Origin of the sequence: Enterobacter asburiae, assembly GCF_007035645.1 — a bacterium.
GTDB lineage: Bacteria > Pseudomonadota > Gammaproteobacteria > Enterobacterales > Enterobacteriaceae > Enterobacter > Enterobacter asburiae_B.
Window position 1 is genome coordinate 3730916 of sequence record NZ_AP019632.1, and the last position, 15863, is coordinate 3746778.

Annotated in this window: 12 protein-coding genes; 6 read left to right on the top strand and 6 right to left on the bottom strand. The window is 54.9% G+C overall.

Translation table 11 applies throughout. The features are described 5' to 3' along the window. Nucleotides 1-30: 30 nt before the first annotated feature. From FOY96_RS17855 to speD, 3 genes are all read left to right on the top strand, one after another. Nucleotides 31-378 carry a YacC family pilotin-like protein gene (locus tag FOY96_RS17855; protein ID WP_014882582.1) on the top strand — a complete coding sequence of 116 codons (348 nt, stop codon included), beginning with the start codon at nucleotides 31-33 and terminating at the stop codon, nucleotides 376-378. A gap of 115 nt (nucleotides 379-493) precedes the next feature. Further along, nucleotides 494-1363, top strand: a complete 870-nt coding sequence (speE, locus tag FOY96_RS17860) for a polyamine aminopropyltransferase (protein WP_047060116.1) — start codon at nucleotides 494-496, stop codon at nucleotides 1361-1363. Then, nucleotides 1364-2158 (top strand): adenosylmethionine decarboxylase, encoded by a 795-nt coding sequence (speD, locus tag FOY96_RS17865; protein WP_032649781.1) that lies wholly within the window; start codon nucleotides 1364-1366, stop codon nucleotides 2156-2158. Nucleotides 2159-2189: 31 nt separating this feature from the next. Here speD and yacL read toward each other — a convergent pair whose 3' ends face one another. Continuing rightward, on the bottom strand, nucleotides 2190-2552 hold the full coding sequence (gene yacL / locus FOY96_RS17870; protein ID WP_023310423.1) for a protein YacL: 363 nt from the start codon (nucleotides 2550-2552) through the stop codon (nucleotides 2190-2192). 190 nt (nucleotides 2553-2742) lie between these two features. Further along, nucleotides 2743-5340 carry a bifunctional aconitate hydratase 2/2-methylisocitrate dehydratase gene (acnB, locus tag FOY96_RS17875; RefSeq protein ID WP_033144650.1) on the bottom strand — a complete coding sequence of 866 codons (2598 nt, stop codon included), beginning with the start codon at nucleotides 5338-5340 and terminating at the stop codon, nucleotides 2743-2745. Nucleotides 5341-5739: 399 nt separating this feature from the next. On the opposite strand from acnB, the gene FOY96_RS17880 reads away from it, so the two are divergent. Further along, on the top strand, nucleotides 5740-7296 hold the full coding sequence (locus FOY96_RS17880) for a DUF3300 domain-containing protein (protein WP_143347522.1): 1557 nt from the start codon (nucleotides 5740-5742) through the stop codon (nucleotides 7294-7296). Between the two features lie 10 nt (nucleotides 7297-7306). After that, a complete protein-coding gene (locus tag FOY96_RS17885) occupies nucleotides 7307-8098 on the top strand; it encodes a DUF2950 family protein (protein WP_143347523.1) in 792 nt (263 codons plus the stop codon). Nucleotides 8099-8151: 53 nt separating this feature from the next. Here the strand turns inward: FOY96_RS17885 and lpdA are convergent, their stop codons facing one another. From lpdA to pdhR, 4 genes are all read right to left on the bottom strand, one after another. Beyond that, nucleotides 8152-9576: a dihydrolipoyl dehydrogenase gene (gene lpdA / locus FOY96_RS17890; RefSeq protein ID WP_003856313.1), complete on the bottom strand. Its 1425-nt coding sequence runs from the start codon at nucleotides 9574-9576 to the stop codon at nucleotides 8152-8154. Nucleotides 9577-9751: 175 nt separating this feature from the next. Continuing rightward, on the bottom strand, nucleotides 9752-11647 hold the full coding sequence (gene aceF / locus FOY96_RS17895) for a pyruvate dehydrogenase complex dihydrolipoyllysine-residue acetyltransferase (protein WP_039260787.1): 1896 nt from the start codon (nucleotides 11645-11647) through the stop codon (nucleotides 9752-9754). A 14-nt stretch (nucleotides 11648-11661) separates the two neighbouring features. Further along, the gene (aceE, locus tag FOY96_RS17900; RefSeq protein WP_023310418.1) at nucleotides 11662-14325 is read right to left on the bottom strand and encodes a pyruvate dehydrogenase (acetyl-transferring), homodimeric type; all 2664 of its coding nucleotides are present in this window, start codon (nucleotides 14323-14325) and stop codon (nucleotides 11662-11664) included. 244 nt (nucleotides 14326-14569) lie between these two features. Then, nucleotides 14570-15334: a pyruvate dehydrogenase complex transcriptional repressor PdhR gene (gene pdhR, locus FOY96_RS17905; protein WP_008501960.1), complete on the bottom strand. Its 765-nt coding sequence runs from the start codon at nucleotides 15332-15334 to the stop codon at nucleotides 14570-14572. Between the two features lie 263 nt (nucleotides 15335-15597). On the opposite strand from pdhR, the gene FOY96_RS17910 reads away from it, so the two are divergent. Further along, nucleotides 15598-15825 (top strand): hypothetical protein, encoded by a 228-nt coding sequence (locus FOY96_RS17910; protein WP_143347524.1) that lies wholly within the window; start codon nucleotides 15598-15600, stop codon nucleotides 15823-15825. Nucleotides 15826-15863: the final 38 nt, after the last annotated feature.

Genomic DNA, 15863 nt, shown 5'->3' on the forward strand with positions numbered 1-15863 from the left:
TTAATTTTCCGTGAAGAAGTGGTAGAAGCAATGAAGACGTTTTTCAGGACAATTTTGTTCGGAAGCCTGATGGCAATGTGTGCGAACAGCTATGCGCTAAGTGAAAATGAAGCGGAAGATATGGCCGATTTAACGGCGGTTTTTGTATTCCTGAAAAATGATTGTGGCTACCAGAATTTACCCAACGGGCAGATTCGCCGCGCGCTGGTCTTTTTTGCCCAGCAAAACCAGTGGGATCTCAGCAACTACGACAGCTTCGACATGAAGGCCCTCGGCGAAGACAGCTACCGTGACTTGAGCGGTATTGGTATTCCCACCGCCAAAAAATGTAAAGCGCTGGCTCGCGACTCACTCAGCCTGCTCGCCTACGTCAAATAACCTTCCCGACGCCCCCTGTTGAACCTATAGCCGTGCAACCACGGTTATAGTTAGCTATCATGTTTCGCTCATTTTTTGTGAGCGTAACGGATGTTAACAAAGGAGGAGTCCGCGTATGGCCGACCACACGTTGTGGCATGAAACACTGCATGACCAGTTTGGTCAGTACTTTGCCGTTGATAACGTGCTCTATCATGAGAAAACCGATCACCAGGATCTCATTATCTTCGAAAACGCCGCCTTTGGCCGCGTGATGGCGCTGGACGGCGTGGTGCAAACCACCGAGCGCGACGAGTTTATCTATCACGAAATGATGACCCACGTTCCGCTGCTGGCGCACGGACACGCGAAGCATATTCTGATTATCGGCGGCGGCGACGGCGCAATGCTGCGTGAAGTGTCCCGCCATCGTTCCATTGAAACCATCACCATGGTGGAAATCGATGCGGGCGTCGTCTCTTTCTGCCGCCAGTATCTGCCCAACCACAATGCCGGTAGCTATGACGATCCGCGCTTTAGCCTGGTGATTGACGACGGCGTTAACTTTGTTAACCAGACCTCGCAGACCTTTGACGTCATTATCTCCGACTGCACCGACCCAATCGGCCCCGGCGCGTCGCTGTTTACCTCCTCCTTCTACGAAGGCTGCAAGCGCTGCCTGAACCCGGGCGGGATCTTCGTCGCACAAAATGGCGTCTGCTTCCTGCAGCAGGATGAAGCGCTCGACAGCCATCGTAAGCTGAGCACCTATTTCGATGATGTCAGCTTCTATCAGGCCGCTATTCCGACGTACTACGGCGGGATCATGACCTTTGCCTGGGCGACCGATAACGACGTATTACGCCATCTCTCCACCGAAATTATTCAGGCCCGCTTCCATCAGGCCGGTCTTCAGTGCCGATACTACAATCCGGCTATCCATACCGCAGCGTTTGCTCTGCCGCAGTACCTGCAAGACGCATTATCCACTAAGGGGGTGAGCTAATTGAAAAAGCTTAAACTGCATGGCTTTAACAACCTGACGAAAAGCCTGAGTTTTTGTATTTACGATATCTGCTATGCCAAAACAGCGGAAGAACGCGATGGTTACATCGCCTATATCGACGAACTCTACAACGCCAACCGTCTGACCGAGATCCTGTCAGAAACCTGTTCCATTATTGGCGCAAACATCCTGAACATCGCCCGACAGGATTATGAACCTCAGGGCGCCAGCGTGACTATTCTGGTCAGCGAAGAGCCGGTCGACCCGAAGCTTATCGACAAAACTGAACATCCGGGCCCGCTGCCGGAAGTGGTCGTGGCCCACCTGGATAAAAGCCATATCTGCGTGCACACCTACCCGGAGAGTCACCCGGAAGGCGGGCTGTGCACGTTCCGCGCCGATATTGAAGTGTCGACCTGCGGCGTGATTTCACCGCTGAACGCGCTGAACTATTTAATCCACCAGCTGGAATCGGACATCGTCACCATTGACTATCGCGTGCGTGGTTTTACCCGCGATATCAACGGCATGAAGCATTTCATCGACCACGAAATCAACTCCATCCAGAACTTTATGTCCGAGGACATGAAATCGCTGTACGACATGATGGACGTGAACGTGTATCAGGAAAATATCTTCCATACCAAGATGTTACTTAAGGAATTCGACCTTAAGCACTATATGTTCCACACGAAGCCGGAAGATTTGAGCGAAGAAGAGCGTAAGGCGATTACTGACCTGCTCTGGAAAGAGATGCGCGAGATTTACTACGGCCGCAATATTCCGGCCGTGTAAAAGCAAGCCGGAGCAGGGATGCTCCGGGCTGTTATTTCTGTTTCATAAAGTCGCGGTAGGCATTTACCACCTGAAGGAAATCCTCTACGCCGCACATCGACAGGCTTTCTTCGTCATAGTAGCTCATCCCCTCTTCCATCTCGTCACCTGAAAACTCGAGCTGGTTGGCACGCACCATGACCTCTTCACCGTCCATCCACAGCGTATATTCATGCCCGGCGCGCTGCCAGGATCGTTCACTGCCTTTCACCGTATTTGCCGCCTGTTCAACCTCATCAAGAAGTGCGAGATTTTCTTTCACCTCTTCGTTAAACCAGTGTCCAACGGCTTCGTGGCCCATCGACATACGCACTTTCACCACTCCGGTGATGTCGCGCAGAAATTCGTAATCCATAGTGTTTTCCTCTGCAAAGCCATTAAGGTAATTATCGCAGCAGCGAGGAAGAAAAAAAGCGGGAGAGGTGGGAGGAATGAAAATAAAAAGGTGAGAGCAAGACCCTGCGGCCTGATGCCCTCACCCCGTCCCTCTCCCACGGGAGAGGGTGCAAACACTAAAAACCGTCTCATGGAGACGGTTTTGCTGTTTATACCGCCGTCTGGAAGATAACCCCGTCGGCCTTCTCGGTGTACTGAGAAAGCTGATCGAAGTTCAGATAGCGATAGGTATCCACCGCGGTCTTATCCACCTGAGCCACAAAGGTCTGGTACTCTTCCGGCGTTGGCAGTTTGCCAATCAGCGCCGCAACCGCCGCCAGCTCCGCAGAGGCCAGGAAGACGTTCGCACCGGTACCTAAACGGTTCGGGAAGTTACGGGTAGAGGTGGAAACCACCGTCGCACCGTCGGCTACGCGCGCCTGGTTGCCCATACACAGGGAACAGCCAGGGATTTCGATACGCGCCCCGCTCTTACCAAACACGCTGTAGTAGCCCTCTTCGGTCAGCTGAGCCGCGTCCATACGGGTTGGCGGCGCTACCCACAGACGGGTTGGCAGCTGGCCTTTGTGGGTATCCAGCAGCTTACCGGCAGCACGGAAGTGACCGATGTTGGTCATACAGGATCCGATGAACACTTCGTCGATCTTCTCGCCCTGAACCTCAGACAGCGGACGCGCGTCGTCCGGATCGTTCGGCGCACACAGGATTGGCTCTTTGATATCCGCCAGATCGATGTCGATCACCGCCGCGTACTCTGCGTCAGCATCGGCTTCCAGCAGCTGCGGATCGGCCAGCCATTTTTCCATGCCCTGGATACGACGCTCCAGCGTACGACGGTCGCCGTAGCCTTCTGCAATCATCCACTTCAGCAGCACGATGTTGGAGGTCAGATACTCGATAATCGGCTCTTTGTTCAGCTTGATGGTACAGCCAGCCGCAGAGCGCTCGGCGGAAGCATCGGTCAGCTCGAACGCCTGCTCCACTTTCAGATCCGGCAGACCTTCAATTTCCAGGATACGGCCAGAGAAGATGTTTTTCTTCCCTTTCTTCTCAACGGTCAGCAGGCCCTGTTTAATCGCATACAGCGGGATCGCGTGAACCAGGTCGCGCAGGGTGATGCCCGGCTGCATTTTACCTTTGAAGCGCACCAGCACCGATTCCGGCATATCCAGCGGCATCACGCCGGTCGCAGCAGCAAACGCCACCAGACCGGAGCCCGCCGGGAAGGAGATACCGATTGGGAAACGGGTATGGGAGTCACCGCCGGTACCGACGGTATCCGGCAGCAGCATGCGGTTCAGCCAGGAGTGGATTACGCCGTCACCCGGACGCAGGGAAACGCCGCCGCGGTTCATGATGAAGTCTGGCAGCGTGTGGTGCGTGGTCACGTCAACCGGCTTCGGATAGGCCGCCGTGTGGCAGAAGGACTGCATCACCAGGTCAGAAGAGAAGCCCAGGCACGCCAGGTCTTTCAGTTCGTCACGGGTCATTGGGCCAGTGGTGTCCTGAGAGCCCACGGAGGTCATCTTAGGCTCGCAGTACGCGCCAGGACGAATACCGGCTACGCCGCACGCGCGCCCCACCATTTTCTGTGCCAGAGAATAACCGCGGTTGCTTTCAGCAACGTCTTTCGCCTGACGGAACACGTCTGAGTGCGGCAGCCCCAGCGCTTCGCGCGCTTTGGTGGTCAGGCCACGGCCGATGATCAGCGGGATACGGCCACCGGCGCGCACTTCGTCGATCAGCACGTCGGTTTTCAGCTCGAAGCTTGCCAGCAGCTCGTTGGTCTCGTGGTTGCGCACTTCGCCTTTGTACGGGTAAACGTCAATCACGTCACCCATGTTCAGGTTAGAAACGTCCACTTCGATCGGCAGGGCGCCCGCATCTTCCATGGTGTTGAAGAAGATTGGCGCAATTTTGCCGCCGAGGCACAGGCCGCCGCCGCGCTTGTTCGGCACGTGCGGAATGTCGTCGCCCATGAACCACAGCACGGAGTTGGTTGCGGACTTACGGGAAGAACCGGTACCCACAACGTCACCCACATAGGCCAGCGGGAACCCTTTTTTCTGCAGGGCTTCGATCTGTTTGATCGGGCCGACGCTGCCCGGCTGATCCGGCTCAATACCTTCACGGGCGTTTTTCAGCATCGCCAGAGCGTGCAGAGGGATATCCGGGCGAGACCACGCGTCCGGTGCCGGAGAGAGGTCATCGGTGTTGGTTTCACCGGTCACTTTAAAGACGGTAACGGTGATTTTTTCAGCCAGCGCAGGGCGGTTCAGGAACCATTCGGCATCAGCCCAGGACTGCATCACCTGCTTCGCATAGACGTTGCCTGCTTTGGCTTTTTCTTCCACATCGTAGAAGTTATCGAACATCAGCAGCGTGGAAGAGAGCGCTTTAGCGGCAATCGGTGCCAGCTTGTCGTTATCCAGCGCGTCAATCAGCGGATGAATGTTGTAACCACCCTGCATGGTGCCGAGCAGTTCAATGGCTTTTTCAGGAGTAACCAGTGGGGAGGTGGCTTCGCCTTTGGCGATAGCAGCAAGGAATCCGGCTTTTACGTAGGCAGCTTCATCTACGCCAGGCGGTACGCGGTTGATCAGCAGATCTAACAGGAATTCTTCTTCGCCCTTAGGCGGGTTCTTCAGCAGCTCGACGAGCGCGGCCATTTGGGTTGCATCTAAAGGTTTGGGTACAATTCCCTCGGCGGCACGTTCTGCTACGTGCTTACGGTATTCTTCTAGCACGACGGTTCTCCTCGCTCTCATTGTCATATGCGGCGGGCGTTCTCTTCACGCTCCTGTGAGACAGCAGTTTGTAGGGTAAATGCCCGATACCGCGTCGGGCAGCATAGCAGGATTTCTGCACAGTGTTAATCCGTTTACAAAAAAGCAACATTAAAAAATTTGCTGAATCGTTAAGCATGGTGTAGCGGGGATTCAGGGCATCTTTTTGCGATATCTTCTGCACCGTGACGCTTCAGTTTTTTCTTCATCAGATATAATTGTGTAATAAATACTCACTCTCTTTATCCGGACGTCCCGGACGCTTCCCAATAAAAGTCAAAACAGTAAAAGACGGGTGAATAATACTCACGCCAACCGTAACGCCTCACGGCACAGCGCTTGTCTCGTTGGAGTCATTTTATGAAGTTGCCCTTTAAGCCACATCTGCTCGTCCTTGTGTGCAGTGCCGGGCTGTTTGCCGCCTCGGGCGTCATGTTTGTCAAAGGCCGCGCCACGGAGCCCGCTGCGCCGGCTCCCGTCGCACAACAACAGGCTGCACCTGCGCCTGCAGCAGCCCAGCCCGCCCCTGTTGTCGCGCCAGCCTACACTGCCGCGCAAATCGATCAATGGGTTGCTCCCATCGCGCTCTACCCGGATGCCCTGCTGTCGCAAATTTTAATGGCGTCGACCTATCCGGCCAACGTGATCCAGGCGGCGCAGTGGTCCAAAGACAACCCTAAAATGGAAGGGGACGCCGCGATTCAGGCCGTTGCCAGCCAGCCCTGGGATCCCAGCGTAAAATCGCTGGTCGCGTTTCCTCAGCTTATGTCCCTGATGGGTGAAAACCCGCCGTGGGTACAAAATCTGGGTGATGCGTTTCTCGCGCAGCCGAAGGACGTGATGGATTCCGTTCAGCGCCTGCGCGCGCTGGCGCAGAAGACCGGCGCTTTACAATCCACGCCCCAGCAGACCGTCACCACCGTGACTAAACCGGCGCCAGCGAAAACCAGCACCGCCGAGGCAACGACAACCAAGACGTCCGCGCCCGCCCCAACGGTAATCAAAATTGAATCTGCCGACCCGCAGGTTGTTTACGTCCCGACCTATAACCCCAATACGGTTTACGGGACCTGGCCAAACGCCGCCTATCCGCCCACCTATCTCCCGCCTGCACCCGGGGAGCAGTTTGGCAACAGCTTCGTAAACGGTTTAGGCTTCAGCCTGGGCGTCGCCACAACCTATGCCATCTTCAGCAACATCGACTGGGATGATGACGATGACTGGGATCATCACCATGGCGACTGGGATAATCACGGCGGCTATAACCGCAACGGCGATAACAATATCAATATCAACGTTGAGAACTTCAATAAAATCAGCGGACAGCGCCTGACGGACGCCAACCGCACCTGGCAGCACAACCCGGCCTATCGGGAAGGCGTGCCCTACCCGACTAACCAGCTTAACACTCGCTTCCACGCCACCAACACGGCCACAGGGCTCAGCTCAGCGCAGCAAAAACCGGTAAATCGCGATAGCCAGCGTCAGGCCGCGCTGAGCCAGATGGAGAAATCCACGGGCAAAACCTTCCCCCAAACGGCGCGCACCGGAACGAAAGACGTGCAGCGTCAGGCCTCAGGCGAACAGCTGAAGCAGATTTCGCAGCGCAATAACTACCGTGGCTACGACACTAAACCGCAGATGGCGAAGCGGAGCACCGCGCAGCAGCGAGAAAACCGCCAGACCACCGCGCAGAGACAAGAGAAGCGGGCTTCGCAGCCCGCGCAGCAACGCACGCTCCAGCAGCGAAGCAGCCAGCCGCGGGCCAATGCGCTGAGCGGTAACGACAGCCGCTCGGCGAACTGGCAGGCGCAGCAGCAGCGCGGTGCGCAAAGCAGACAGCTCGCAGCTCGCCAGCAGCAGCCGCGTCAGGCGTCTGGTGGACGTGCTGAACGCCGTGAAATTCGACATCGCTAAGGGAACCGACATGAAACGTAAACTACTCAGCGGAATGGTGTTATTTATGCTTTCGGCCCCGGTGATGGCGCAGCAGTCTTTTAGCACACCCGCTCAGGCAACCGATGCGCTGACCAAAGCCATCAGTGAGCAAAATGAGAGCGCGATGACCAACCTGCTTGGAGAGAACTGGCGCGATTTTCTCCCGCCTGAGGGCGTTGATCCGGATGCTGTCGATCGCTTCCTGCGCGACTGGAACGTCCGTCATACCACGGTTGTCGAGGGAGATACGGCGCATCTGGTTGTCGGAGACAGCGGCTGGCAGCTTCCCATCCCGGTGATCAAAACCTCGGCAGGCTGGCAGTTCGACATCAAAGAAGGCGCTGAAGAGATCCTGACCCGTGAAATCGGGCGTAACGAGCTCGCCGCCATTGAAGCCTTGCATGCCTATGTTGATGCGCAGCAAAGCTATTTTGCGATGAACCAGAAATATGCGCAGAAGATTGTCAGCTCGAAAGGCAAAAAAGACGGTTTGTACTGGCCTGCCTCGCCCGGCGAAGCGCCCAGCCCGCTCGGCCCGGCATTTAGCCCAAAAGAGCCAGGTACCGGCTATCACGGCTATCGCTTCCGCATCCTGCCGGACAATCACGGTTTCGCGATGGTGGCCTGGCCGGTCAGCTATGGTCAGACGGGCGTCATGAGCTTTGTGATAAACCAGGACGACAAGGTGTACCAGTCCGATCTCGGCAGCGATTCAGAGCAGAAAGCCCGGGCGCTAGCCGCCTATAACCCTGATAAAACCTGGCAGCCTGTGGCCCCCTGAACGCAGCGCATAAAAAAAGCGGCCATTGGCCGCTTTTTTTCATCTGAAGAAACTTATTTCTTCTTCGCTTTCGCGTTTGGCAGGTCGGTGATGCTGCCTTCAAACACTTCTGCCGCCAGGCCCACGGACTCGTGCAGAGTCGGGTGAGCGTGGATGGTCAGCGCGATGTCTTCAGCGTCACAGCCCATTTCGATAGCCAGACCGATTTCACCCAGCAGCTCGCCGCCGTTGGTACCGACAATCGCACCACCGATGACGCGGTGAGTCTCTTTGTCGAAGATCAGTTTGGTCATACCGTCAGCGCAGTCGGACGCGATAGCACGGCCAGAAGCAGCCCACGGGAAGGTGGCGGTTTCGTAGCTGATGCCTTTCTCTTTCGCTTCTTTCTCAGTCAGACCCACCCATGCCACTTCTGGCTCGGTGTACGCGATAGATGGAATGACTTTCGGATCGAAGTAGTGCTTCATGCCGGCGATAACTTCAGCGGCAACGTGACCTTCGTGGACACCTTTGTGCGCCAGCATTGGCTGACCGACGATATCGCCGATAGCAAAGATGTGCGGCACGTTAGTGCGCAGCTGCTTGTCAACGCGGATAAAGCCACGGTCATCCACTTCCACGCCAGCTTTGCCCGCGTCGAGGTTTTTACCGTTCGGCACACGGCCGATAGCCACCAGCACGGCGTCGTAACGCTGTGGTTCGGATGGGGCTTTTTTGCCTTCCATGGAAACGTAAATACCGTCTTCTTTCGCTTCAACGGCAGTCACTTTGGTTTCCAGCATCAGGTTGAATTTCTTGCTGATGCGTTTGGTGAAGACTTTAACGATGTCTTTGTCGGCAGCCGGGATAACCTGGTCGAACATTTCAACCACGTCGATCTCTGAACCCAGCGCATGGTACACGGTACCCATTTCCAGACCGATGATACCGCCGCCCATGACCAGCAGACGCTTAGGAACGGTTTTCAGCTCCAGCGCATCGGTGGAATCCCACACGCGTGGATCTTCATGCGGAATGAATGGCAGTTCGATTGGGCGAGAGCCTGCCGCGATGATCGCGTTGTCGAAGTTGATCACGGTTTTGCCGTTTTCGCCTTCCACTTCCAGGGTGTTCGCACCGGTGAATTTACCCAGACCGTTTACCACTTTCACTTTACGGCCTTTGGCCATACCCGCCAGACCGCCGGTCAGCTGAGTGATAACTTTCTCTTTCCAGGTACGAATTTTGTCGATATCGGTTTTCGGCTCGCCGAAGACGATACCGTGTTCAGCCAGCGCTTTGGCTTCTTCGATAACTTTCGCTACGTGCAGCAGCGCTTTAGAAGGGATACAGCCGACGTTCAGACAAACACCGCCGAGGGTGCTGTAACGTTCTACGATGACGGTTTCCAGACCTAAATCCGCTGCACGGAATGCTGCGGAGTAACCTGCCGGGCCTGCCCCAAGTACTACGACCTGAGTTTTGATTTCTGTGCTCATCATGACCTCTTAATTTATACCCGTCGTCCACCGGGTCGTTCTATCCGCCCGCAGTTTACAAAATTGTTAACAATTTTGAAACAACAAACGGCTCACGAATTGTCGCTTTCGCCAATAACCTCACAAACACCATGAGATTATCAGAAAAAAGCCGGCCGACTGGCCGGCTTTTCGATTACATCACCAGGCGGCGAATGTCGCTCAGCATGTTGTTGATGATGGTGATGAAGCGCGCACCATCAGCACCGTCGATCACGCGGTGGTCGAAGGACAGAGAGATTGGCATCATCAGACGCGGCACGAACTCTTTGCCGTTCCACACCGGCTCCATCGCGGACTTGGACACACCGAGGATAGCCACTTCCGGCGCGTTAACGATCGGCGCGAAGTGGGTGGTACCCAGGCCGCCGATGCTGGAGATAGTGAAGCAGCCACCCTGCATTTCGCCGGCAGTCAGCTTACCATCACGCGCTTTCTTGGAGATCACGGTCAGTTCACGGGACAGCTCAGTGATGCTCTTCTTGTTCACGTCTTTGAAGACCGGAACAACCAGACCATTTGGCGTATCAACCGCAACACCGATGTTGATGTATTTCTTCAGCGTCAGCTTCTGGCCGTCTTCGGACAGGGAGCTGTTGAAGCGTGGCATCTGCTCAAGGGCAGCGGCAACGGCTTTCATGATGAAGACCACTGGGGTGAATTTCACGTCCAGTTTGCGCTTCTCAGCTTCAGCGTTCTGCTGTTTACGGAACGCTTCCAGATCGGTGATATCGGTTTTGTCGAAGTGCGTAACGTGCGGGATCATCACCCAGTTACGGCTCAGGTTAGCACCAGAGATTTTCTGGATACGGCCCAGCTCCACTTCTTCGATTTCGCCGAACTTGCTGAAGTCCACTTTCGGCCATGGCAGCATGCCCGGGATACCGCCGCCAGCGGCTGCAGCTGGTGCAGCTTCGGCGCGTTTCACCGCGTCTTTCACGTAGGTCTGAACGTCTTCGCGCAGGATACGACCCTTACGGCCGGTCCCTTTCACTTTCGCCAGGTTCACACCGAACTCGCGCGCCAGGCGACGAATCAGCGGGGTAGCGTGGACGTAAGCGTCGTTTTCAGCGAACTCAGATTTTTCTGCTTTAGCAGCAGGGGCAGCGGCTGGTTTAGCAGCCTGAGCCGGTGCAGCAGCCGGTGCTGGAGCAGCCGCGGCAGCCGGAGCTGCGGCAGGCGCAGCGCCTTCCACTTCGAAGACCATGATCAGAGAGCCGGTAGACACTTTGTCGCCGGTGCTGATCTTGATCTCTTTAACGGTACCCGCGAACGGCGCAGGCACTTCCATAGAAGCTTTGTCGCCTTCAACGGTGATCAGTGACTGTTCAGCGGCAACTTTGTCGCCCACTTTCACCATCACTTCGGTCACTTCAACTTCGTCACCGCCGATGTCCGGTACGTTAACATCTTTCGCGCCGCCAGCAGCTGCTGGTGCAGCAGCCGGAGCCGGAGCAGCGGCCTGCGCAGGCGCTGCAGCAGGTGCAGCACCCGCCACTTCGAAGACCATGATCAGGGAGCCGGTAGACACTTTGTCGCCGGTGTTGATCTTGATCTCTTTAACGGTACCCGCGAACGGAGCCGGCACTTCCATAGAGGCTTTGTCGCCTTCTACGGTGATCAGTGACTGCTCAGCCGCAACGGTGTCGCCCACTTTCACCAGGATTTCAGTGACTTCAACTTCGTCACCGCCGATGTCAGGCACGTTCACTTCTTTCGCGCTCGCGGCAGCTGCTGGAGCAGCGGCGGCCGGAGCGGCTTTCTTCTCTTCCTGCGCAGGTGCAGCAGCTGCTGCACCGTCGGCGGAATCGAAAATCATGATCAGTTTGCCGGTCTCGGTTTTATCGCCAACAGAGACTTTGATCTCTTTAACGATGCCAGCCTGAGGAGACGGGACTTCCATAGAGGCTTTGTCGCCTTCTACGGTGATCAGCGACTGTTCAGCTTCAACTTTGTCGCCTACTTTGACCAGGATCTCGGTGATTTCAACTTCATCAGCCCCGATGTCCGGTACATTGATTTCGATAGCCATTATTCTTTTACCTCTTACGCCAGACGCGGGTTAACTTTTTCTGCATCGATGTTGAATTTGGTGATTGCGTCCGCAACCACTTTCTTATCGATTTCGCCACGTTTAGCCAGTTCGCCCAGTGCTGCTACAACCACGTAAGAAGCATCAACTTCGAAGTGGTGACGCAGGTTTTCGCGGCTGTCAGAACGACCGAAGCCGTCAGTACCCAGAACGCGATAATCATCAGCTGGAACGTAAGTACGAACCTGCTCAGCGAACAGTTTCATATAGTCAGTAGACGCCACCGCTGGCGCGTCGTTCATCACCTGAGCGATGTACGGAACGCGTGGAGTTTCCAGTGGGTGCAGCATGTTCCAGCGCTCACAATCCTGGCCATCACGCGCCAGTTCGGTGAAGGAGGTCACAGAGTACACGTCGGAACCCACGCCGTAGTCTTTCGCCAGAATCTGCGCTGCTTCACGTACGTGACGCAGGATAGAGCCGGAGCCCAGCAGCTGAACTTTACCTTTGCTACCTTCGATGGTTTCGAGTTTGTAGATACCTTTACGGATACCTTCCTCGGCACCTGCTGGCATTGCCGGCATGTGGTAGTTTTCGTTCAGGGTGGTGATGTAGTAGTAAATGTTCTCTTGCGCTTCACCGTACATGCGCTGCAGACCGTCATGCATGATGACTGCCACTTCGTATGCGTAAGACGGATCGTAAGAGATACAGTTAGGGATAGTCAGAGACTGAATGTGGCTGTGGCCATCTTCGTGCTGCAGACCTTCACCGTTCAGAGTCGTACGACCGGAGGTACCGCCTACCAGGAAGCCGCGAGCCTGCTGGTCGCCTGCCTGCCAGCACAGGTCACCGATACGCTGGAACCCGAACATGGAGTAGTAGATGTAGAACGGGATCATCGGCAGGTTGTTGGTGCTGTAAGAGGTCGCAGCAGCCAGCCAGGATGCGCCTGCGCCCAGCTCGTTGATACCTTCCTGCAGGATCTGACCTTTCTCGTCTTCTTTGTAGTATGCAACCTGCTCACGGTCCTGCGGGGTGTACTGCTGGCCGTTCGGGCTGTAGATACCGATCTGACGGAACAGACCTTCCATACCGAAAGTACGCGCTTCGTCGGCGATGATTGGAACCAGACGATCTTTGATCGACTTGTTCTTCAGCATCACGTTCAGGGCACGAACGAAAGCGATAGTGGTGGAGATCTCTTTGTTCTGCTCTTCCAGCAGCTGAGAGAAGTCTTCCAGCGCCGGCAGTTCCAGCTTCTCGGTGAAGTTAGGCTGACGAGCTGGCAGGTAGCCTTTCAGCGCCTGACGACGTTCGTGCAGGTACTTGTGCTCTTCAGAACCTTCCGGGAAGGTGATGTAAGACAGGTTTTCTACCTGCTCATCGGTCACTGGAACGTTGAAACGGTCGCGGATATAACGCACGCCGTCCATGTTCATTTTCTTAACCTGGTGAGCGATGTTTTTACCTTCTGCGGTATCACCCATGCCGTAACCTTTGATGGTATGGGCCAGGATTACAGTCGCTTTACCTTTGGTTTCGCGCGCTTTTTTCAGTGCAGCGTAGACTTTCTTCGGATCGTGACCACCGCGGTTCAGAGCCCAGATCTGCTCATCAGTCCAGTCTGCAACCAGTGCTGCGGTTTCAGGGTATTTGCCGAAGAAGTGCTCACGCACGTAGGCACCGTCTTTGGATTTGAAGGTCTGGTAGTCACCGTCAACGGTTTCGTTCATCAGCTGGATCAGCTTACCGCTGGTGTCTTTACGCAGCAGCTCATCCCAACGACCGCCCCACATGACTTTGATCACGTTCCAGCCAGCACCAGCGAAGATGCCTTCCAGTTCGTTGATGATCTTGCCGTTACCGGTTACCGGACCATCCAGACGCTGCAGGTTACAGTTGATGATGAAGCACAGGTTGTCCAGCTTCTCACGGGTTGCGATGGTGATCGCACCTTTGGATTCTGGCTCATCCATTTCGCCGTCGCCCAGGAAGGCGTAAACGGTCTGCTCAGAGGTGTCTTTCAGACCACGGTGTTCCAGGTATTTCAGGAATTTAGCCTGATAGATCGCACCGATTGGCCCCAGACCCATAGATACGGTCGGGAACTGCCAGAATTCAGGCATCAGTTTAGGGTGCGGGTAAGAAGACAGACCTTTACCGTGTACTTCCTGACGGAAGTTGTTCATCTGCTCTTCAGTCAGACGACCTTCCAGGAATGCACGTGCATAGATGCCCGGAGAGATGTGGCCCTGGAAGTACACCAGATCGCCGCCGTCTTTCTCGTTCGCTGCACGGAAGAAGTGGTTGAAGCACACTTCGTAAACGGTTGCAGAAGACTGGAAGGACGCCATGTGGCCACCCAGTTCCAGGTCTTTCTTGGATGCGCGCAGAACGGTCATGATGGCGTTCCAGCGGATTGCAGAACGGATACGACGTTCCAGATCCAGATTGCCCGGGTATTCCGGTTCGTCTTCGACGGCAATCGTGTTTACGTAGTTGCTAGCCCCTGCACCTGAAGCAACCTTCACACCGCCTTTGCGGGCTTCAGAAAGCAGCTGATCAATCAGATACTGAGCGCGCTCAACACCTTCTTCACGGATGACCGATTCGATCGCCTGTAGCCAGTCGCGAGTTTCGATCGGATCCACGTCATTTTGGAGACGTTCTGACATGGGGGTATTCCTTATCTATCTAATACGTTGATTTGTCTGGAACCTGTCCCATTGTGCTCTTTGTTCTTAATATTTCGGGTTATCTCTTTGTTGGCTGCGCTTTCTCACCCCGGTCACATAGTTCGCTATGCTCCCGGGGATTCGCGCGCTTGCCGCCGCGATATAACCCGAACTATTTGAACAACCAAAAGCACAATAAGACAGGTTCTGCGTTTAGTTGCCGCGCTCTAAAAGTACCTGGCGCTTAATCCTTTCGTTGCTGTATGCGGCGTAATGAACGTTCGCGACGCGATTGTTCACGGCTGCGGTCCAGCAAGATTTCCTCAATGAAAGCCAGATGTCGGTGCGACGCTTCGCGCGCCTGCTCCGGTTCCCCGGCCATTATCGCCTCGAATACTCGGGTGCGATGGTTGCTTACCAGTGGGAGCATGTCCCGACGGGCATACAACAATTCAAAATTCTGACGAACGTTCTGGGCCAGCATCGGCTCCATGCAGCGTAGCAGATGGAGGAGCACCACGTTGTGGGCCGCTTCGGTGACGGCGATTTGATACTGGACGACGGCGCTGGACTCGGCGTCTAGATCGCCGGACTGCTGTGCCCGTTCAATGGCCTGATGCAGTTCGCGGATACGCACGCGATCTTCATCAGTGCTGCGAAGGGCGGCGTAATAGGCCGCAATACCTTCAAGCGCGTGACGGGTCTCAAGCAGGTCAAACTGGGATTCTGGGTGGTCAGAGAGAAGTTCTACCAGCGGATCGCTGAAGCTCTGCCACAGGCTGTTTTGCACAAAGGTTCCGCCGCCCTGGCGACGAAGCAGCAAGCCCTTTGCTTCGAGACGTTGAATCGCCTCACGCAGAGAGGGACGTGAAACGTCGAACTGTTTTGCCAGCTCGCGTTCTGGCGGAAGTTTCTCACCCGGGCGCAGAGTCCCTTCGAGGATTAAAAACTCCAGCTGCTGCTCAATCACATCAGATAGTTTTGGTTGGCGAATTTTGCTGTAGGCCATATTCCCTGTCTTACGCCTTTTTGCCCGGAGTCAATTGGTCTTACCAATTTCTATTTCGTATCGCTAAAGTAACAAAGTATTCACCTTCTGTCCATATTGGTTTTGATTGAAATCAGTAAACCCTGCACATTTTAACAACCTTACAGAAATAACGTTTCAGAAATGTAACTTTGCACAAATGAGTTGATTACTCCCAAAGAGGGAGTTTTAACCATAATGAAACGAGGGCTTTTGCAATCTGAAGCGATTCAACAAGGCAAATAATGAAAATTCGCCCACTTATGGAGCATTTCTATTCTATAGGTTGGGTTAGGAAGAATGAGCGGGCCGATTTACAAATGCTTTCTTTTTATTCAAGTCGTCATCACCCCTTCATAAAGCAGGTGCATTCGCAGGCGCTTACCACTATTCTTGCGCTTACGGAAGTCATGTCCGCTTTTTTCGGTCTCGTTAACCGTAAAGAAATAAATACAGAATATGGATTTTCATAATTACACACGCACAGCGTGAACATAACAACCACACACGA